Raw genomic sequence first — 20,057 nt, forward strand, 5'->3', positions numbered from 1 at the left:
CCCTACTAGATTTGCAGGCAAACACAGATGTGTATCTTTAAACTTGATTTCACGACAAAATGACATGGGACAATTCTTTCTTCTAGCCAACTTACTGCACAATTGTACTCAATGGCTTAATCAAAATTCTTGTTGCCACTAATCTGGAGTTTCTTCCAACTCTCAAGAATGCCGGCAACTTATGTTCACTTCAATCCATGATAAAAAGACTGCCCAACATGGACAGTCTTTTTTAAATTTAGCTTTGTTTGGCTTTTTTGAGTTCTCGCCCTTTCCATACAAGCCATAATTGAGCAGCAATATAAAGTGAAGAATAGACTCCGCTTAACAAACCGATGAGCAGGGCTACAGAGAAGTTTGTAATCGATGCTGCACCGAATACAAAAAGGGAAATGACCGCAATGACAACTGTTAACACAGTATTGATTGAACGTGCGAACGTTTGCTGTAAGCTTAAGTTGACAATATAGGATAGGTCCTTAAAGCTTTTCGGTTTGCGTTTTTTCATTTGTTCCCTAATTCTATCAAATGTAACAATCGTATCATTAATCGAATAACCAATAATCGTTAGCACGGCAGCAATGAAGGTAATATCAACTTCAAGCCTTGTAATACTAAAGATTGCAATAATGAAAAATGCGTCATACAGTAGTGAGGCTATTGCTGCAATCGCCATCTTGTATTCGAAGCGAATCGACACGTACAAAATGATGCCGATAGAAGCAATGATAACTGCTTTCAAGGCATTTTCAGCAAGCTCTTTTCCGACAGTCGGCGATACGGTACTTACATTTGGTTCCATGCCATACTTATCTTTGAAGTAGTCTTTTACATCAGCAATTTTTTTCTGACTTGGAACACCGACAAATCTTGCAACACCACGATCTTTTTGATCGCCGGAAAGAATGATCGAATCCGCCTTTAGACCGAGCTCCTTAAAGTCTTTATTTAGCTCTTCAACAGCAAGGCTTTTGTTGCCATGAACTTCAATTCGTGCGCCACTTGAAAAGTCAATGCCAAGATTTAACCGGAAAACAAACAAGATGACAATACCTGCTATTAAAACAATACTTGAGAACGCGAAAAACCATTTTCGTTTCCCAACGAAATCCCATTTATCAAATGGTGTCGGTGGTTCTGTATGTTCATCTGTTTTACTAATATCTAAAATATCTTTTTTATGGACACCAAACCAGCCTTTTTTACGATCAAGCCAGCGGCTTTCCACCAATAAAGAAAGCAAAAATCTTGATAGAAAGACTGCTGTAATAAAGCTTGTCAAAATCGAAAGAATCAACATGGTTGCAAACCCTTTAACAGAGCTTGTACCAAAAATGAACAGAACGATCGCTGCAAGCATTGTTGTAATGTTCGCATCAAAAATAGTTGAAAAAGATCTTTTATTCCCAGCTCTAAAAGCTGATCGCACTGACTTACCAAGCTTTAGTTCCTCTTTTATCCGCTCATAGGTAATAATGTTCGCATCCACTGCCATACCTACACCGAGTATAAGTGCAGCTATTCCCGGAAGTGTCAGGACAGCATTCATCCAGTCAAAAACTTGAAGCGTAATGTAAATGTAAACAGACAGCGTAATGACCGCGACAACTCCTGGCAGCCGATAGTAAAGCAGCATAAATAAGAAAATAATAGCAACTCCTATGACTCCTGCAAATACGGTATCATTCAATGCCTGTTCACCAAACTGGGCACCGACAGATGTTGAATACTCTTCAACCAATTTAACCGGAAGAGCACCTGCATTCAATATGCTTGCCATATCTTTTGCTTCTTGAACAGTGAAATGCCCTTCGATCATGACATCAGATGTATTGAGTACTTGGCTGACATTAGGTGCTGAAATATATTTATGTTTTTCTTTGCGCGACTCTTTTTTATAAGAATCACCTTTTTTGTAATCAAGCCAGATGACAAGTTGATTATTCGGCTTCATTCCAAGCACTTTTTTCGTTACTTTACCAAATTTATCGGCATCTTTCAGTTTGATCGAAACGATCGGTTCATTTGTATCTGGTTTGAATGCCTGTTTTGCTCCGTTTTCAACGAGATCAGCGCCATTTAAAAGCTCTTTGTCATTCGTGTCTCGGAAAGAAAGCTCAGCCTGTGTTGATAAAATCTCGCGCGCTCTGTTCTGGTTATCAACACCTGCTAACTGAACTCTAATTCTGTTGTTCCCTTCGATTTGAATATTGGGTTCACTAACTCCCAAGACGTTAGCTCGACGGTTCAGCGCTTCAACAGTACTGATCAATGCATCTTTGTCGATTTTATCCCCTTTTTTTGCAGGTTTCACATCATACAAAACTTCAAAACCGCCTTGAAGATCAAGCCCCAGGCTAATATGATCAGCTGCCGGCTTCGTAAACATTCCCAATCCTGTACCGATTAATAAAACGGTAAGGAAAAACGCAATCAAGCGTCCTTTTTTCATTATGTATATCCTCCTTAAATCAAACCGATAAATCGATGATTACTTCAGCAGTTCATCAAGCAGGTTCTGCCCTTCTTTACTGTCGAGTAAATTAGACGTTTTAAACGATTCTACGGTTGCAAAATTCATAAATTCGCCAATTTTAACTGCTAATATAGCATCTGCCAATTTGTAAATTTGAACATCTTTAAGATTTCTCCATTTCTTATTCAATAAGAATGACCACAAATCCTCTATTCTCACATCACCATAACCAAGTATTCTAAACTCTTCTAACTTACTGAGAAGAAACGGTTTTAAGTGATCCTTATACAAGTCAGCAGGATGTTTGTCCATGATAAGCCACACTCCTTTCAAATTTTTTAAGAGAGACTTGTCATGCTTGGACGATGTATGCGCATATCCTATTGTATATGATTAATGCTTGTTTGAGAAGGCAGGGGACAAAGAAATGACCAAGCAGAATTTTTTAAAAGGAACACTCATCTTAATAGCAGCAGGATTTATCACAAGAATACTCGGTTTTATCAACCGGATCGTCATTGCCCGTTTTATCGGGGAAGAAGGTGTGGGTCTTTATATGATGGCTGCACCCACTTTTTTTCTAGCGGTAACTCTCACACAGTTCGGTCTCCCAGTTGCCATCAGCAAGCTTGTAGCAGAAGCAGAAGCACGCAACGACCATAAGAAAACAAAACAAATTTTAGTGATGTCTCTTGCCATTACTGGTACACTCAGCGCCCTTTTCACCCCGGTGTTTCTCATTTATGCACCGCTGATGGCTGAGACGCTATTCACAGATGCGCGAACACTCTATCCGCTATTGGCTGTAGCACCAGTCGTTCCGATCATCGCGGTCTCAAGTGTACTGCGAGGTTACTTTCAAGGAAAACAAAATATGCGCCCATTAGCCATTTCTCAAGTGATTGAACAAATGGTTCGAATATCACTTGTCGCTGTCTGTACAACAGCATGTTTACCGTTTGGAATCGAATTTGCCGCAGCCGGAGCCATGCTTTCTTCGGTGTTTGGTGAACTAATCTCACTGCTCTATTTATTGATTGCTTTTAAACATAAAAAGAAAATCCGAATCAGAAGACGCTTTTTTCAGTCATTAAAATCTGGGCGACAGACGTTTTTCGAACTAATGAGTGTGTCTTTACCAACAACAGGAAGCCGATTTATTGGCAATCTTTCCTGGTTTTTCGAACCTATTGTTGTCGCCCAAAGCTTGGCAATTGCTGGTATTGCAACTTCAGCAGCTACAAGACAGTATGGTGAGCTGACCGGATTTGCGATGACTTTGCTCACACTCCCCAGTTTTATTACTTATTCATTGTCAACAGCGCTTGTTCCAGCCATCAGTGAAGGAATTGAACAAAGAAAAATGCAGGTCGTAGAATACCGGCTTGAACAAGCGATGCGGCTCTGTTTATTAAGCGGGGGGATTTCAGCTGTCATTTTGTTTTCTTATGCAGATGAACTTGTCACTGTTATGTATGGCGCTTCTAACGCGTCAATCTATGTCAAAGTGATGGCGCCGTTCTTTTTGCTGTACTATTTTCAAGGACCCCTTCAGGCGGTTTTACAAGCTTTAAATTTAGCAGGCGCAGCGATGATGAACAGCTTAATAGGTGCTCTCGTCAAAACAGGACTCATTTTTATTCTTGCTTCAAGACCTTCATTAGGCATTATGGGTGCAGCACTTGCCATTTTGACCGGTATCGTCCTTGTCACCTTGCTGCATGGTGCAACGGTCAGCAAAGTGCTGCCAATCAGCATCAACTTAAAAGAGTATAGCATGTCATTTGCAGTCATCTTCCTTTGCGGCTGGATGAGCATCTTATTTAAACAACATTTGTTCCTAGATCAACCTGAACCTGTACGCCTCCTATTTTGCATCCTGCTTTCAAGTTGCGCGTACATGTCCCTTTTGATCATCTTCGGGCTCATTAAAAAAGAAGAACTTCAGCGCTTTCCTTTGATAGGTCGCTGGATCTCTTAAAGTCTTCTTAATTCTTCATATCAATAAAAATAGCACCTTTGTGATATGAACAGTAAGAAATATGAGAAAAATGATGATGACCTTTTTCGGCAAGCCTTTGTTCTAACCATTTTTGATCTTTGCCAATCCGTGCTAAATGTTCTTTTTGAACGATTCCATCAATTATTAACGGAAATTCAAGCGGGGGATCTGTTTTTGTAAACACTGAAAGCTTTCCAGTTGGCTCTAGAATGGCATATGACACATCTGAGACTCGCTCTATATTTTTGTCGCGAAGTTGAGTCATCAAATCATCAAAGTTATAGCGTTGGCTTCTCATCGCCCGTTCATCAATTTTCCCTCTATCAATAATAATTGTCGGTTTTCCATCAAGAAGATGGCGAATTTTTTCGCTTTTCATTGAGATATACGCAAATACAATTTGAATTAATGTTAACACAAGAATGGGGACAATTGTTTTTAAAAGATCGTCATGAACATTCTCAATTGCCAAAACGGCAATTTCTGCCATCATGATAAAAACGACGAGATCCAATATACTTAACTCCCCAATCTCTCTCTTTCCCATTAAACGAAATAAGATAAAAATAACACTATATAAAATAACTGTCCGAAACGCCAGAGCATAGATTTCTGCCAAACAACCGCCTCCTTCCACCGCAATATATCTCTCACTAGCTTTTGTCAAAAATCCGCTTTTATGTACAAAAGCTCTTCTTGGCATAGTCTATTTTCTTACTGTTCAGAATACATTTTAAAAGACGAGCCATTCAGAAAGGAGGTACGTAATGAACGAACCAAAACAAGTTGGCAAAGGGATTCTTTATAGCTTAGTTGTCGTGTTTGCATTAATGTTTGTGGGAAGCCTTCTCATTTCACTATTACTATCCTTTACATCATTATCTGAAAGCTCATTCAGCTGGCTTATTACCTTAGTTTCTTTTATCACATTATTTATTGGCGGCTTTATTTCAGGGAGAAAAACCCAGGAAAAAGGCTGGTTAATTGGGGCTTTGACTGCTCTTTGCTTCTCACTTACAGTCCTCTTGTTTCAATATCTTGGTTTCGGAGAAACGTTTAATCTTGAACAGATTTTGTACCATGCTGGCTTTCTAGGGATTAGTGCGCTTGGCGGTATATTCGGAGTGAATTTGCAGGGGAGTCGCACATAAAGGGTAAAAAATTAGGGAGCAGTTTGATCTGCCCCCTAAAATTGCTTATGTATAAGCCGTTTTCGTACTATTCAGCTGACACCTCTCGAACTGCGCGTCGGTCGAATGTCAAAAGTGTATGATCGCCTGCTTTGATGACAACTTTGTTCTCATCAATAGCATCAACGACACCATGTAGACCACCGATCGTGATGACTTTATCACCTTTTTTCATTTCCTGCTGCATTTGACGAACAGCTTTCTGCTGCTTTTGTTGTGGACGGATAATCAAGAAATAAAAAACGGCAAAGATTAAAATGATCGGAAGCAATGTAGCTAACATCTCCATTATGTTTCACCCCTTTCAAATGATATGTTATGCGTTTTAGAAATTTTTCGCATTTGGCTGGTTAAAACCGTAGCGTTCAAAAAACTCCTCTCGGAAATCACCTAAACGATCTTCACGAATGGCGTCTCTTACTTGCCCCATTAATTTTAACAGAAAATAAAGATTATGATAAGAAGTTAGACGAATTCCAAATGTCTCATTGCAACGAATCAAATGTCTGATGTATGCCCGAGAATAATGACGGCATGTATAACAGTCACAGTGTTCATCAACTGGACGAAAATCCCTTTCATATTTGGCGTTTTTTACAACTAGACGTCCTTCACTTGTCATCAATGTTCCATTGCGCGCAATCCTAGTCGGGAGCACACAATCAAACATATCAACACCGCGGATCGCTCCATCAATTAGAGAATCTGGTGAGCCGACTCCCATCAAATAGCGAGGCTTATCGGCTGGCAACATAGGTGTTGTGAACTCAAGCACTCGGTTCATGACATCCTTTGGTTCTCCGACGGACAATCCCCCTATAGCATAGCCTGGGAAATCAAGCGAAATCAAGTCTTTCGCACTCTGTTTTCGCAAATCTTCATATTCGCCACCTTGAACTATTCCAAAAAGACCTTGTTCATTAGGTCGTTTGTGAGCGGTGAGACATCTTTCCGCCCAGCGGCTCGTCCGTTCGACAGACTTTTTCATATAATCATACTCAGCCGGATATGGTGGACACTCGTCAAACGCCATCATAATGTCAGAGCCGAGCGCATTTTGGATGTCCATTGCCTTTTCAGGGGACAAAAACAGTTTATCCCCGTTCAAATGATTGCGGAAATGAACCCCTTCTTCTTCGATTTTCCGAAAGTCGCTTAACGAGAAAACTTGAAAACCGCCTGAATCAGTTAAGATGGCACGATCCCAATTCATAAATTGATGAAGGCCTCCAGCTTCTTTAACAATCTCATGGCCGGGTCTCAACCAGAGATGATATGTATTGCTTAAAATAATACCGGCACCCATTTCTTTCAGGTCTTCTGGTGCCATTGTTTTAACAGTGGCAAGCGTTCCTACTGGCATGAAGGCAGGTGTTTCAAATGTGCCATGGGGGGTATGGACTTTCCCCAGCCGTGCTCCTGTTTGTTTACATGTTTTAATGAACTCATAGCGTATTGGTTGCTGCGACAAAAATGAGCCCTCCCATCTTTCTGAAAATTTATTTGATGAACATGGCATCTCCAAAACTGAAGAAGCGGTATTCGTGTTCGACTGCCGTCCGGTAAGCTTTCAGCACATGCTCTCGACCCGCAAGTGCACTGACAAGCATAATAAGCGAAGATTTTGGTAGATGAAAATTTGTAATCATCCCATCAATCGCTCTAAATGAATATCCGGGATAAATAAAAATTGATGTCCATCCTCTCGCTTCTTTCAGCTGACCGTCATGTTCTGAGCAAATCGTTTCAAGCGTTCTTGTCGAGGTTGTCCCAACAGAAATAATTCGCCCTCCGCTTTTTTTAACATTATTAAGGAGTGCTGCGGTTTCCGCTGTCATTTCATAAAATTCAGCGTGCATATCGTGCTCTTCTACATTTTCAGCACTTACAGGCCGAAAGGTTCCTAAACCGACATGAAGGGTTATAAACGCGATATGGACACCTTTTTTCTTAAGAGTATCTAGAATCTCTTCTGTAAAGTGCAAACCTGCTGTCGGCGCGGCTGCAGACCCTTGCTTTTTCGAGTACACTGTCTGATAGCGTTCCTTGTCATCAAGCTGCTCTTTAATATATGGGGGTAATGGCATTTCACCAAGGGAGTCCAGAACTTCGTAAAAAATTCCTTCATACTGAAATTTTATTTTTCTGCCGCCATGATCAAGCTCCTCTGTACAGATTGCTGTTAAGCGCCCATCTCCAAACGTCAGAACGGTTCCGCGTTTGACCCGTTTTGCAGGTTTGACAAGGGTTTCCCACTCGTCCCCTTCCTCTTGTTTTAACAGGAGCACTTCAACTTTTGCACCCGTCTCTTCTTTTATGCCGAATAAGCGAGCTGGCAACACCCTCGTATCATTCAACACAATGCAATCACCAGCATTTAAAAACTCGATGATGTGTTTAAATGTACTATGCGTCATCTCGCCTGTTTTTTTATCCAACACCATCAGTCTTGATGCATCCCGCTCTTTTAAAGGAATTTGAGCAATCAAACGTTCCGGCAAATCAAAATCAAACAAATCTACTTTCATTTTTTTCACCTTATTCTGTCTATATACTGATTTGAAAAACTATTTCATCCGTCCAAAGATCGAAAATAACAAAGACAAGATCACACTAATGACAATACATGTTACAACTGGAAAGAAAAATGTTATATTGCCTCTTTTGACAAAAATATCGCCTGGCAGTTTACCAATGACTTGCATGATGAAACCAGCGGCAAATAAGACAGCCCCTAAAATCATTAATAGTTTTGGAAACTCAGTCATGATGCGGAACCTCCATCTTAAAATGAAGATAAACATCTGGTGTTACGATTCGTCCCCGCGGTGTCCTTTGAATGAAACCGATCTGTAAAAGATACGGTTCATAGACATCTTCGATTGTATGTGACTCCTCTCCGATCGTTGCTGAAATCGTATCAAGACCAACAGGACCGCCATTAAATTTCTCAATCATTCCCATTAATAGTTTGCGGTCAATATGATCAAGACCGAGCCGATCAACTTGAAGACGTTCCAGTGCATCGATCGCCACTTCCTCAGTGATCAGATTGTTCCCCAAAACTTGTGCAAAATCCCGGACCCTCCTTAACAGCCTGTTGGCAATCCGCGGTGTTCCCCTAGATCTTCTTGCGATCTCAAGGGCTGAGAGGCGGTCGATTTCAATTTCAAACAATTCCGCCGTTCTGACTACAATTTCTGAAAGTTCATCTTGGGTATAATACTCAAGCCTTGACAAAACACCGAACCTGTCCCTTAGCGGAGCCGTCAAAAGCCCCACTCTAGTCGTGGCACCGACGAGTGTAAAAGGGGGCAAATCAAGCCGAACAGAACGTGCCGAAGGTCCTTTACCAATTACAATATCAAGGCAAAAATCTTCCATTGCCGGATAGAGAACTTCTTCAATTGATCGATGGAGGCGATGGATTTCATCAATAAATAATACATCTCCCGGTTCAAGGGCAGTTAAAATCGCTGCCAAATCACCTGGACGTTCGATTGCTGGTCCTGATGTTGTCCGAAGACTAACACCCATTTCATTTGCGATAATTGCAGCAAGCGTTGTTTTTCCAAGCCCCGGAGGTCCATATAATAAGACATGATCTAACGTCTCTCCCCTCATTTTGGCAGCTTTGATGAAAACCTTAAGATTGTCCTTCACCTTGTTCTGACCGATGTACTGTGATAGTTTTTGCGGCCGCAAACTTTGCTCTATCACTGACTCATCATTGTCTAATTCACTTGATAAAAGCCGCTCATCCATTGACCATCACCTTACTTTAATAATTTTTGCAAAGCTTTTTTAACATATTGATCTGTTGAAAGAGCACCTTCTTTTTTCAAATGCGGCAACACTTTTTTAATCTCACGTTCAGAATAACCAAGCGCACCCAGTGCTTCAAGTGCCTCTTGAAGAGCTGCTTCAGCTTGATGAACTTGTTCTCGTTCCTCATGATGAAACAGGTTGGCTTCAGTTGATGGAATGAAATCTGTCAATTTTCCTTTTAAATCAAGAATGATCTGCCTAGCCGTTTTTTTCCCTACACCAGGGAATTTAATCAAAAATGCTTCATCCTCACACTCAATCGCCTCAATTACCGCACTAGGATCTCCGGAAGCAAGGATCGCCAGCGCTCCTTTCGGTCCGATTCCCGTCACATTCAGCAATTTTGTAAACAGCATTTTTTCTTCTCTCTTGGAAAAACCGTACAGAGAAAAAGTATCTTCTCTTATGTAATGGTATGTATAAATTGTTTCTTTGCTGTTTTCTTTATAAATAAATGGGTTAGGCGTATAAATCTGATATCCGATTCCGCCGTTCTCAATGACAATATATTGGGGTGACACATAATCAATGGTCCCCTTCACAAATTCGATCAATATTCATTCACCTCTTTGACTGCTCTTCATTGTAACATAAAACAGGCAAAGCTAGAATGAAAAAGTTAACATATGTTCGCTCTAAAAAAGACATAACAGTGTCATGTCTTCAGATCTTTCACATGTTGTTGATGACCAAATGATTTTACAGATTCAATGACATGCTGAAATTCTTTTTTGGTTCTGTAGCGAATTCCTTTCTTCAGGTCATCTGCCAGCCGGCTTTCAAGCCGTTTTATATCAATCTGAAAAAAAGACTGAATCGGTTCAGATAAAAGCCCTGGGCGTCCATGAAACGTTGAAATGACCCCATCCTCTGTCACACCAATATAACCGTTTGTCTTGCTTAGCGGAGAAATGTCGTCGATCTGTTTGCGAAACAACATAAATCCCTCTTTTTGATCGACAAGACGCCATTCTTTATAAATCGTTTTAAAGTTCTCTATTTGATCAAAGGTCTCTTGTTTTTTCTCAATACCTACATCCCCATCCAAGTACACTTTTTCCAGTTGAACCTGAACTTTCGCCTGTTCTCTATCATTTGCCACAGCAGCCTTTTCTTCCAAACCAAATAATAAACTAAAAAACAGTAAAGAACTCATTCCTATCAAAATTTTTCGTCGGTTCACAAACATCACCTTCTTTTTTACCTTCAAAGTATCATTCATAGTTTGACCAATGCTTTCAAAAATTAATCGTTTATGTTGTTTGTCTTTGGGGATTTGTCAAACTTCCCCTCATACTTTACATCTAAACCCATGGTACAATACTTTTAAGATGAAAAGTCTGCAATTGTCGTGTATAACAACATTATAGAGTTTTCATTTAAAAAGAAGGTGAACTCGGAGACATGACTAAAGTACAAAAATATTCAGAAGCCGTTATATATAATACGAAAAAGAAATTTAACAAGCTTGTTCAAAAACCTGCCGAACTCGAATTAATTGGAAAGGGACGAAGTGCCTATGTTTTCAAGCTGAGAGAACAAGGAAAAGACATGGCATTGAAAATCTTTTTTCCTGAGTTCAAAGAAGTGGCAGAAAGGGAGGCAGACATATACAAAAATCTCGCTGATTCCCCTTATTATCCGGATATTTATGAAACAGGACCTTCATATATTTTAATGGAATATATTAAAGGACATACCTTTTATGAATGTTTAACAAAAGGAATTCAGATTGAAGAAGAAATGATTCAGGAAGTGGACAGTGCCTTACAGGATGCAAAGTTAAAAGGGCTAAATCCTTCTGACATTCATCTTCGCAATCTCATATTGACACCGTCCGGAGCGGTGAAAGTAATCGATGTCGCAAGGTTTTCGCAAACTAAACAATGCACACAATGGGAAGACTTAAAAACCGCTTATCAAAACCTTTATAAAAATAAGAGATTCCCGCAAAAAGTCCCGAAATTGTTGATGGAAATCATCGCTTTTCTTTATAAAAGAAACTGGCTGCAAAAACAATGGGCTGCAAAGAAAAACAATTTTTACTCATGAAATAAAAAATCAGAGTTGCAGAACAGCAACAAACGCCATCAGTCTGCAACTCTGGTTATGATAATTAGATTTGCCCTGAGCTTGCAGTTGATATGCTGGTCAAAATTTAAAAAAGAAGCTGTCTAAAAAGTCCTTTTTCAACATAATTCAGGGGGAATCGCGAGACTTCTAGCGGGAACCGCGAGCCAGGTGAGACCGCATAGGAGCAAAGAACGGGCTCCGGGAGGCTCACGGATCGCCCGCAGAAAACGAAACCCCCCCATTTTTATTCATCCACACTTCTTTCAGGACACCCCCTTTTTCGATTGAGGTAAAAATAATGATGCTAAGATAGATAGAAACCATCTTACCAGATAAACCTCACCTAGATTTGCATCAGAATGAAAAAAGCATAAAAAATAATGTACATAGCAAACGATGAGATCATAAATTTAACGGATTTTTTTTTCAAACTAAACGAGCTCGAACCCAACCCATCATTCAAGATGATGGCTATAAATGTTGTAAAAGTTAATCCAAGTGCTAGCACTGCAATCAAAAAGAAAACAATATCCATCTTAGGTCCTCCCTGTTTATCTTCAAGATTTCCGAGAATAAATATAAAGTCCTGCTGCTGAAATATTAAGCCAATTCGCTCTAACTCGACGCCCGAAGCGGGAGGGAAAATGTCAAGCAGCATCTTCAGCAAAGTTGTTTTTCCGGTCCCATTCGATCCTAAAAGTCCGCCTTTTTCTATAGAAAGAGCACTATCGTTTAAAATTTGTTTTTTGTTTAACAATAATTCAAAATTTTTTATCCGCAAAGTTTGAGATCTTCCTGACAAAACCTTTCATTCATCTGTCTTTAACTATAAAACCCCGCGGTTAAAAAAGCGCGATCTCAAGTTTAAATTTCGTTTAAATTTCAAAACAAAAAAGCAAGAAATCTCAATGGTTCCTCACTTTAGATATAATAAACAATGATCCGTTCGACCTGCTTTTCACTTCACTTTGAAGATCCATTTGTTTCAGCATCATCTCGATAATCGATAGACCAATACCGACACCTTTTTTCTCAGACATGGATTTAAAGCCAGGTCCTTTGTCTTTAACAATTAGAACTGGATAACCGTCCAATATTTTAGTTTGAACAGCTACATATTTTCCCGAATGAGCATGACGTAAAATATTTTGAAACAAATTATCAAGAATTCGTTTAAGCCAGATCTCGTCAACATCCCATATAATTGGTTCGTCTAAATCAATGTCGATTGTGAATTGCTCTTTTTCAAAAATCGGGTACCATGCACTTAAAGAAGAGCGGATAATCTTTAATATATCGTTGCGCTTTTTTGTAAGTGGCAGTTTCCCAGCTGTCAGTAGTGCATAAGAAGACAAGTTGTCGATTAAATGATCCATAAAATCAATCTTATCGTTAATCACCTGTAATGAATGCTTACCTTTTTCACCTAGACGTTCATTATGTATTGAAAACGTATGCCCTCTAATAATTGTAAGCGGTGTCCTTAAATCATGCGATAAATCGGCAATTAAATTTCTGCGGATCTCTGCTTCCTTTCGCTCTTTTTTCCTGCTAATTCTCAATTCTTCAACCATTTGATTATATGAAAGCTCGACTTCCCCTAATTCATCATGCTGCTTGATCTCAATTGTTTTTGGTATTCCGTCATGATCCTGCTTTTTCATATACTTTTGCAGTTCAATTAACCGTTTACGAAGTTTAGCAAAAAACAGCCATGAATTTAATATAAAAAATCCAATCATGCTAAACAAGACAATATACCATAGATATGTATACTTATCTCTTAATACTTCCCACTTTGTTCCCACAAGCGATTTAGGCGTCTCTAATATCACATAACCATAATCATCTTTTCCTTCTAAATAAGCTTGTAACACTAGGTATTTTTTTTCATCATCATGGAGCATCTTAAGTGCACCACTTACTGTCAAATCAGTTTTGCCTTCAGGATAACGTGGTGATGTGGAGTATATTACTTTTCCTTCACGATTCATCCATATCATTTCAGAATCCTTGTATCGTTCTATTCTATTAAAATATGAGAAGATTTTCTGATTTGTTTTTCCTTTTAAAATTGCAACATCTCTTTTTAATTGGCTTTCAATTTGGCTTGGTAGATAATGCGTTACACTCCTATCATCAATCATATAATTTAGCGTAAAAAAATAAATAAAATTGACGCCCAAAAATACGATTGGAAAGAAAAAAACAGATAAAATAATATTCAGCAAATACTTGGTCGATAATTTCATTGTTTGATTCTATAACCGATGCCCCTGATGGTTTCTAAGATTTCAGGGTCATTTGGGCTGTTTTCAATTTTTTGACGCAGATGCCTAATATGTACCATTAATGTTTTATCACCTTCTATATATGGTTGTTTCCAAACATTTTCATATATTTGCTCCTTTGTCAAAATTTGATTTGGATGCTGAATCAAAAGGAAGAAAATCTTAAACTGTTTATCAGTTAATAACACTTCCTCTTTAGTTCGATTGTCTATAATTCTTTTTTCTTGTAGATCAATTTTCAAATGTTGAATTTCAATCTTTTTCATTTCAACTTTATCAAACCTTCTCAGAAGCACTTCTATTCGTGCTTGTAATTCATCAGGATGAAATGGCTTTGTGACATAATCGTCTGCAAAACCCAGCCCTTTCAGTTTATCCTCTAAAGCAGTTCTCGCAGTTAAAAGCAAAATCGGAACTTCCGGATGAATCTCCTTCATTCTATGTCCGATCGTAAACCCGTCTAAGCCTGGTATCATAATATCAAGTACAACTAGATCTATTTTATTGATATAAGCTTCATAACCATGTGAAGATGTCAGCCAAATGATTTTATATCCCTTTTTTTCAAGGTCTTCCTTCAAAAATTGACCAATCTCCCGATCATCTTCGATACATAAAACTGTATTCATCAAGACACCTCTAAATAAAATGACATATATTTTCATATCTTCCATTTTTAAAATAACATAGAAGCGCAACTTTTTAAACCGAAAAGATGAACGAAAAATCCCATAATTCAATAAATCAGAACATTACATTTATTTATAAAAAACTAGTTCTTATTTGCCCCTATGTTTTCAGCTATTCGATTGGTTAAGCTCAATTCTAGATCATCTAGTCCAATACATGAAACCAAGGCATTAAAAAAATTCCTTAGGCAAACAAATTTTTAGTACTTCATCTGTCTACCTTAAGGAAGCTTTTCAACTTTTTAATGTTCTTCTAATTTTCCCACCGGTACATCCTGTTCTTTCTCAGGTTGATCGAGTGGATAAATTCTGGCTGTTTCGTTTTGCTGATCAACATGCTGGATATAAATTTGTTTACCATTATACGTAACATCCACCATCACTGGAGATTCGACGATTTCTTGGGCACGTTGTGTATTCAACCTAAAATCCTCCTTAACCATTTTACTTATAATGTGCACGATTCCTACTTTCATATTCATTTTTTGGGATTCTTTCAGGCTGATCTCATACACATTAGCGAGGTTTAACGTATAACGGCAGATCAGCGTGCCCGATTTCACGCACATACACAAAAAGATTGCCTTTATGATGAATCTCACGGTCAATCGCCAACTGAAAGAGCCGCTTGAGCAAATTCCTTTTGTCCGAATATATTCGTCAAGTCAATTTCACGGTCTAATTCTTCATCTGTAAAAGATTCGAGCAACTTTTTCGTTTTTTCCGTATAAGATGTGGCTAACTCATCAAGGCTTGTCTCGGTCTCTTCTAGGTTTTTTTAAAAAGCTTCCGAGTTCCCTTCTTTAGCGTTCAATGTAAATTGATAGAACGAAAACAGTTTCAGTCGGTTTGTAGTCAATATGTTGTTCATCAATTTTTCGAATCAGCTCTTCTGTAACATTGCGGTGTGATCGAAATTTTTGAAGGATACGGTTTTTCCGTTCTATTGTTTATTCATTTCCAAATATTTCATGATAGCAATCGTAACATAATTTTCCTCATCTGTTTAATATTCATTTTCTTCATCATCTAACATAAAATTTCCATTAGCTCTATTTCCTAACATAAAAAATGGGGGGGAATTTTCCTGCTTTACGCGGGCGATCCGCGAGCAGCCATTCCTTGCTCCTATGGGATTTCGCCTGGTTCGCTGTTCCCGCAGGAGTCTCGCAATTCCCCCTGTTCATGTTGATAAAGGACTTTTTAGGCAGCTCCATTAGCCAACTATGTTATTGTTCTCCTTCGTTTTTATTGATCGCTCCAGAAGTTGAGTCATTTATTTGCCCCAGTAAATTAGCATTCAAGTTGTTAATATTTTGAATATATTCGTTAATGTTGTTTTGAATTGATTGATTTAATTCTGTGTTCTCCATTTTTGTCCAGTCCATTTGTTTTATATCCAGATTGCTATTCTTTTGAACTAATTCTAAGATCGCTTGGCCAAGACCGCTAATCTGGTTGTTCATTCTCTCAATCAGTTCTGCTGTTTCGACATCCGGTTGTTGGTTGTTATCAGCCACTTTAATCCCTCCTTTCTTCTAAAATGTCCTTTTTAATATATGACTTGAGAACATAACTTGTTTCCGCTTTCGTTTGAAAACGAAAGAAAAATGACGCTTCATCAGCGTCATTCATGAACATTTGTATAGACTTCTTGAACATCATCATCCTCTTCAAGCACGTCAACGAGTTTTTCAATCTTCTCCTGATCTTGTTCAGCGATTTCAGCATACAAATTAGGAATCATAGTGATTTCAGCGATAGCGAGCTTGTAACCGCGTTGATTCAATCCGTGTCTAATTTCTTCAAATTGCTCAGGTTCTGTATAAATTTCAAACAGCTCATCACTTGTTTCAAGTTCTTCGGCACCAATTTCAATAAGTTCAAGCATGAATTCATCTTCATCTGAGTCAAGTTCCTCTCGCTCAATCGCAATGTATCCTTGTCTGTTAAACATATATGACACACAGCCTGTTTCCCCAAGATTTCCGCCATTTTTGCTAAAAGCGGTTCTGACATTTGTTGCTGTCCGGTTTTTATTATCTGTTAAACATTTAACCATAATTGCAACACCAGCTGGTCCATAACCTTCATAAGTAATTTCCTCGTATTGGTTTCCGTCTTGATTTCCAGCAGCTTTTTTTATCGCACGGTCAATGTTATCGTTCGGCATGTTGGCATTTTTGGCTTTATCAATCGCAAGACGAAGGCTTGGATTTGATTCTGGATCAGGTCCACCCGTTTTAGCAGCCACATAAATTTCTTTGGCAAGCTTCATAAATATCTTTCCGCGTTTAGCATCCTGTGCATTCTTCCTCTTCTGGATATTCTTCCATTTGGAATGACCAGCCATATTCTTTTGCCTCCCATCCAGTCTTTTATGTACTACTTTATCTGTTTTACTCTGTTTTTGTAAAGAAAATGCCGGGGTAGCCCCGGCATTTTGTTAGCGGTTTCCTAAACGACCATTTCGAATGTCGCCACGATCCCGTAAGTTTTGAGGATTGTCATTCATTTCCCGAAACCTTGTAAATAGGGTATTATCTTTGACGACTTGAACCGTTCTCTTTCCAGCATACTTTTTGGCTGTTTTTCTGATTTGATTTCTTTCAGCATCTGTTAGTCGTTCGTCAGCACGCACTGCAATGATGGCGGTTTCGTCTGTTACAACGACTTGACAATCATCAATTTGATTCATGTTGTTGATCCGTCCGGTGATATTCCTGGATATTCTTAGATTTTCCGGTCTGTCATACCTCATATTTGGTGTGCCAGTCGTATCTGTTAAATGGTTGTGATAATTCATATCCCCTCTGCTATACGTTCCACCGCGTGTTGGAACTTGAACATCCCGACGATTACGGTCTGTTACATTTGTTGTGCCGTTTCGCCCATCCATGTTTTCAAGCATATCTGTGACAGGACCGTCATTATCCACTCTGTCATTCCGATCTCTGTCATTTGTATAATAACCGACTGGACGGGTATTGTCTTGATTTCTCGTATCCATCGCATTGTTAGTTCCACATGCAGAAAGACCTGCAGTCAAAATTAAAATCCCTGAAAACACCTTTAACTTGTTATCCAAAGTAAGCCCCCCGTTAAACCATTAATTTTGAGCATATTCTGCTCTTCTTTAAAATGTGCTTTAACGAGGAAGACTAACCTTGTTAGTTATAGACAATCCAAAAAGCTTTTTTTAAAAGCATGAAAAAAGGAACGATGGTTCATCGTCCCGTTTTAGATTAGTCCTCATCCTCTTCAGGTCTGTTAAACATTTGACTTGTTTGTGGTTGCTGAGTGTAGCCTCCCATATAAGGAGTTCCCATTTGCGGCATCTGTCCGTATGGTACGCCTCCTGGGTAACCTCCCTGAAATTGGCTAGGACCTCCACATCCGCAGTCTGGATCACCGTTAATGTTCGGCTGACCTGTGTAACCGTAACCTTGTGGGGTGAATCCCGGGTAGGCGGGATACTGTCCCTGATATGGATATTGTCCCATATAGCCTGGAGCTGTTGGCGGTTGTTGATAATATGTTTGGCGACTATCGTTGTCATAATCCAAATTGTCATCTCTTTCAAATCCTCCTGGATTCATATAACCAGCCTGAGGCATGTAGGGCATTTGAGCAGGGTAAGGATACCACGGACCAAAACCTGAGCCAGGAAGGATTGGTGATACAGGTATCCAACACCCAGGATAAAACGGATATGGCTGAGGATAATAACCAGTAGGATATGGCATTCCTGAAGGCATTTGACTTTCCATTCCTCCTTGGGGTTGCTGAGACATATTCGGATTCGGATAGTTGACATTTTCCATATTATTCTCCTCCTCATTTCTCCATTGATCATTCTTGATGGATGATTGCTTTTGAGGTTCATACGGCCTTGGAGGTACAGAAGATTGATGTAACTGGCTTACATTTTGATAAACACCAGAAATATCCCCTTCCGGCAAATCGCTCCCTCCAAACTTAGGAACAGGTGGGACATATGGAACAGAAGGCTTTTCCTTCGGTTTCGTATCTTCGATGTCAACCGTTGATGTCGGTTTTTCATCTGCAAATGGATGTTGTGGTGGTTTTGGAAACTCCTTTCTCATATTGACTTGTTCCTCTTTCTTAACTGGCACTGCTGCTGACGGCACCTTTATTTTCATGCCAGGCATGATCAAATCGGGATTGCTAAGTTGTGAATTTAATGACTTTAGCTCCTTGAAATCCACTTCATATTTTTGTGCAATGTTTTCCAGAGTGTCGCCTTTTTGGACAATATGAATTTTCAACGTTTTCCCCTCCTATGCAAAAACGTGAACGTACACATAAGATTAACTAATATGTTTCCTCACAAATTTATGCACAGTCAGAAGGGGTTATGCTAAAAACTTGTTTTTAACTAATATTTAACATCCGGTTTAATGCACTTACAGCATCTAATGTGATCTCTTTGTCTACTCGAATCATACCAGTCGGTTGACCTTTCTCGATTTCTTCTAAAGACCATAATAAATGAGGAAGGTCGATTCTGTTCATTGTCAAGCATGGACACATATCGGGATTCAGTGATTCAATTTGTTTGTCAGGATGATCCTTGATAATTCGCTTGACAAGATTCATTTCTGTTCCGATCGCCCATTTACTGTTTGGTTCTGCTTTGTTAATCGTATCAACGATTTTTTTGGTTGAACCGTTGTAATCGCTGAGCATCACGACTTCATGAGAACATTCGGGATGAACGATCACATTGATTTCCGGGTCACGCTCTTTTATATTTCTGACATTATCAACCGTAAATTTTTCGTGAACTGAGCAATGTCCTTTCCAGAGTATTATTTTCACATCTTGAATATCGCCTTCATAGATCAGTTCTTCCGCAATAGGATCCCATACTGCCATCTGGCTGAGCGGAATACCTAGATCATAGGCTGTGTTACGTCCAAGGTGCTGATCAGGTAGAAATAAAATCCGCTCTTTTTTCGTCAGTGCCCATGTTAAGATACGGCTAGCATTTGATGATGTCACTGTTGCACCGCCATTTCTCCCGGTAAAAGCTTTAATTTCAGCAGTAGAATTCACATATGTTAACGGTATCATCGTGTCACCATAAATTTTAGTTAACTTATCCCACGCTCTGTTTGTCTGCTGCATATTTGCCATATCAGCCATCGAACAGCCAGCTCTCATATCAGGCAAAACGACAACCTGTTCTTTGTTTGTCAGCATATCGGCAGTTTCGGCCATAAAATGAACACCACAAAACACAATGTATTGCGCCCTTTTATTGGCTTGGGCTATTTGTGCTAGTTGCAGTGAATCCCCTGTTGCATCAGCAAATTGAATCACTTCATCTTTTTGATAATGGTGACCAGGAATAAACAACTTTTCACCAAATTTTTGTTTAATCCGCAAAATTCTTGTCACCATTTCCCCTTCTGACATTTCCTTGTAATAGTGGGGAATCATGCCGCTGTTTGCTTGATTGATTAAGTTTAAAATAGACATTTA

At 39.2% G+C, this 20,057-nt stretch carries 22 protein-coding genes and 1 pseudogene; 3 read left to right on the forward strand and 20 right to left on the reverse strand.

Annotated features, from left to right (window positions below; all coding sequences use genetic code 11):
* Positions 1-238: 238 nt before the first annotated feature.
* Together secDF and HOO54_RS14970 are read right to left on the reverse strand one after the other, a co-directional pair.
* Complete coding sequence (secDF, locus tag HOO54_RS14965; RefSeq protein ID WP_172296639.1) at positions 239-2,452, reverse strand: protein translocase subunit SecDF; 2,214 nt, start codon at positions 2,450-2,452, stop codon at positions 239-241.
* Between the two features lie 39 nt (positions 2,453-2,491).
* Entirely contained in the window at positions 2,492-2,788 is a 297-nt protein-coding gene (locus HOO54_RS14970; protein ID WP_172296641.1) for a post-transcriptional regulator, read from the reverse strand.
* Between the two features lie 115 nt (positions 2,789-2,903).
* Here HOO54_RS14970 and spoVB point away from each other — a divergent pair, with 115 nt between their 5' ends.
* Positions 2,904-4,457 carry a stage V sporulation protein B gene (gene spoVB, locus HOO54_RS14975; RefSeq protein ID WP_172296643.1) on the forward strand — a complete coding sequence of 518 codons (1,554 nt, stop codon included), beginning with the start codon at positions 2,904-2,906 and terminating at the stop codon, positions 4,455-4,457.
* A 7-nt stretch (positions 4,458-4,464) separates the two neighbouring features.
* Here spoVB and HOO54_RS14980 read toward each other — a convergent pair whose 3' ends face one another.
* Positions 4,465-5,097 (reverse strand): DUF421 domain-containing protein, encoded by a 633-nt coding sequence (locus tag HOO54_RS14980; protein WP_172296645.1) that lies wholly within the window; start codon positions 5,095-5,097, stop codon positions 4,465-4,467.
* A gap of 148 nt (positions 5,098-5,245) precedes the next feature.
* Between HOO54_RS14980 and HOO54_RS14985 the strand changes: the two genes are divergently transcribed.
* Complete coding sequence (locus tag HOO54_RS14985) at positions 5,246-5,629, forward strand: TIGR04086 family membrane protein (protein ID WP_172296647.1); 384 nt, start codon at positions 5,246-5,248, stop codon at positions 5,627-5,629.
* Positions 5,630-5,696: 67 nt separating this feature from the next.
* On the opposite strand, the gene yajC is transcribed toward HOO54_RS14985, so the two are convergent.
* The 7 genes from yajC to HOO54_RS15020 all read right to left on the reverse strand — a co-directional run bounded on the left by yajC (position 5,697) and on the right by HOO54_RS15020 (position 10,685).
* A complete protein-coding gene (gene yajC / locus HOO54_RS14990) occupies positions 5,697-5,957 on the reverse strand; it encodes a preprotein translocase subunit YajC (protein WP_172296649.1) in 261 nt (86 codons plus the stop codon).
* A 36-nt stretch (positions 5,958-5,993) separates the two neighbouring features.
* Positions 5,994-7,139 carry a tRNA guanosine(34) transglycosylase Tgt gene (gene tgt, locus HOO54_RS14995; protein WP_172296651.1) on the reverse strand — a complete coding sequence of 382 codons (1,146 nt, stop codon included), beginning with the start codon at positions 7,137-7,139 and terminating at the stop codon, positions 5,994-5,996.
* Between the two features lie 28 nt (positions 7,140-7,167).
* Positions 7,168-8,196, reverse strand: coding sequence for a tRNA preQ1(34) S-adenosylmethionine ribosyltransferase-isomerase QueA (gene queA, locus HOO54_RS15000; protein WP_172296653.1), 1,029 nt, complete (start codon positions 8,194-8,196; stop codon positions 7,168-7,170).
* A 39-nt stretch (positions 8,197-8,235) separates the two neighbouring features.
* Positions 8,236-8,436 carry a DUF2905 domain-containing protein gene (locus HOO54_RS15005; protein ID WP_172296655.1) on the reverse strand — a complete coding sequence of 67 codons (201 nt, stop codon included), beginning with the start codon at positions 8,434-8,436 and terminating at the stop codon, positions 8,236-8,238.
* On the reverse strand, positions 8,429-9,433 hold the full coding sequence (ruvB, locus tag HOO54_RS15010) for a Holliday junction branch migration DNA helicase RuvB (RefSeq protein ID WP_172296657.1): 1,005 nt from the start codon (positions 9,431-9,433) through the stop codon (positions 8,429-8,431). The genes HOO54_RS15005 and ruvB overlap by 8 nt, the downstream gene beginning before the upstream one ends.
* Before the next feature lie 11 nt (positions 9,434-9,444).
* Complete coding sequence (ruvA, locus tag HOO54_RS15015; protein WP_172296659.1) at positions 9,445-10,050, reverse strand: Holliday junction branch migration protein RuvA; 606 nt, start codon at positions 10,048-10,050, stop codon at positions 9,445-9,447.
* A 101-nt stretch (positions 10,051-10,151) separates the two neighbouring features.
* Positions 10,152-10,685, reverse strand: coding sequence for a BofC C-terminal domain-containing protein (locus tag HOO54_RS15020; RefSeq protein WP_375335841.1), 534 nt, complete (start codon positions 10,683-10,685; stop codon positions 10,152-10,154).
* A gap of 215 nt (positions 10,686-10,900) precedes the next feature.
* Here HOO54_RS15020 and HOO54_RS15025 point away from each other — a divergent pair, with 215 nt between their 5' ends.
* Positions 10,901-11,548, forward strand: a complete 648-nt coding sequence (locus HOO54_RS15025) for a phosphotransferase (protein ID WP_172296661.1) — start codon at positions 10,901-10,903, stop codon at positions 11,546-11,548.
* A gap of 364 nt (positions 11,549-11,912) precedes the next feature.
* On the opposite strand, the gene HOO54_RS24380 is transcribed toward HOO54_RS15025, so the two are convergent.
* From HOO54_RS24380 to nadA, 10 genes and pseudogenes are all read right to left on the reverse strand, one after another.
* Positions 11,913-12,350 carry an ATP-binding cassette domain-containing protein gene (locus HOO54_RS24380; RefSeq protein ID WP_253907688.1) on the reverse strand — a complete coding sequence of 146 codons (438 nt, stop codon included), beginning with the start codon at positions 12,348-12,350 and terminating at the stop codon, positions 11,913-11,915.
* Positions 12,351-12,474: 124 nt separating this feature from the next.
* On the reverse strand, positions 12,475-13,821 hold the full coding sequence (locus tag HOO54_RS15035) for a sensor histidine kinase (RefSeq protein WP_172296663.1): 1,347 nt from the start codon (positions 13,819-13,821) through the stop codon (positions 12,475-12,477).
* Positions 13,818-14,489: a response regulator transcription factor gene (locus HOO54_RS15040; RefSeq protein WP_172296665.1), complete on the reverse strand. Its 672-nt coding sequence runs from the start codon at positions 14,487-14,489 to the stop codon at positions 13,818-13,820. The genes HOO54_RS15035 and HOO54_RS15040 overlap by 4 nt, the downstream gene beginning before the upstream one ends.
* A 302-nt stretch (positions 14,490-14,791) precedes the next feature.
* On the reverse strand, positions 14,792-14,971 hold the full coding sequence (locus tag HOO54_RS15045) for a small acid-soluble spore protein H (RefSeq protein WP_172296667.1): 180 nt from the start codon (positions 14,969-14,971) through the stop codon (positions 14,792-14,794).
* Between the two features lie 94 nt (positions 14,972-15,065).
* Positions 15,066-15,496 (reverse strand): annotated as a pseudogene (locus HOO54_RS15050) (DinB family protein).
* Positions 15,497-15,778: 282 nt separating this feature from the next.
* Positions 15,779-16,069, reverse strand: a complete 291-nt coding sequence (locus HOO54_RS15055) for a hypothetical protein (RefSeq protein ID WP_309244880.1) — start codon at positions 16,067-16,069, stop codon at positions 15,779-15,781.
* A 107-nt stretch (positions 16,070-16,176) separates the two neighbouring features.
* Positions 16,177-16,902 carry a YebC/PmpR family DNA-binding transcriptional regulator gene (locus HOO54_RS15060; RefSeq protein ID WP_172296669.1) on the reverse strand — a complete coding sequence of 242 codons (726 nt, stop codon included), beginning with the start codon at positions 16,900-16,902 and terminating at the stop codon, positions 16,177-16,179.
* Positions 16,903-16,995: 93 nt separating this feature from the next.
* The gene (locus HOO54_RS15065; RefSeq protein WP_172296671.1) at positions 16,996-17,637 is read right to left on the reverse strand and encodes a YhcN/YlaJ family sporulation lipoprotein; all 642 of its coding nucleotides are present in this window, start codon (positions 17,635-17,637) and stop codon (positions 16,996-16,998) included.
* Between the two features lie 157 nt (positions 17,638-17,794).
* The gene (gene safA, locus HOO54_RS15070; RefSeq protein WP_172296673.1) at positions 17,795-18,838 is read right to left on the reverse strand and encodes a SafA/ExsA family spore coat assembly protein; all 1,044 of its coding nucleotides are present in this window, start codon (positions 18,836-18,838) and stop codon (positions 17,795-17,797) included.
* 106 nt (positions 18,839-18,944) lie between these two features.
* On the reverse strand, positions 18,945-20,054 hold the full coding sequence (nadA, locus tag HOO54_RS15075) for a quinolinate synthase NadA (RefSeq protein WP_172296675.1): 1,110 nt from the start codon (positions 20,052-20,054) through the stop codon (positions 18,945-18,947).
* Positions 20,055-20,057: the final 3 nt, after the last annotated feature.

The sequence above is a fragment of the Bacillus sp. WMMC1349 genome (assembly GCF_013155385.1).
Taxonomy (GTDB): domain Bacteria; phylum Bacillota; class Bacilli; order Bacillales; family Bacillaceae; genus Bacillus.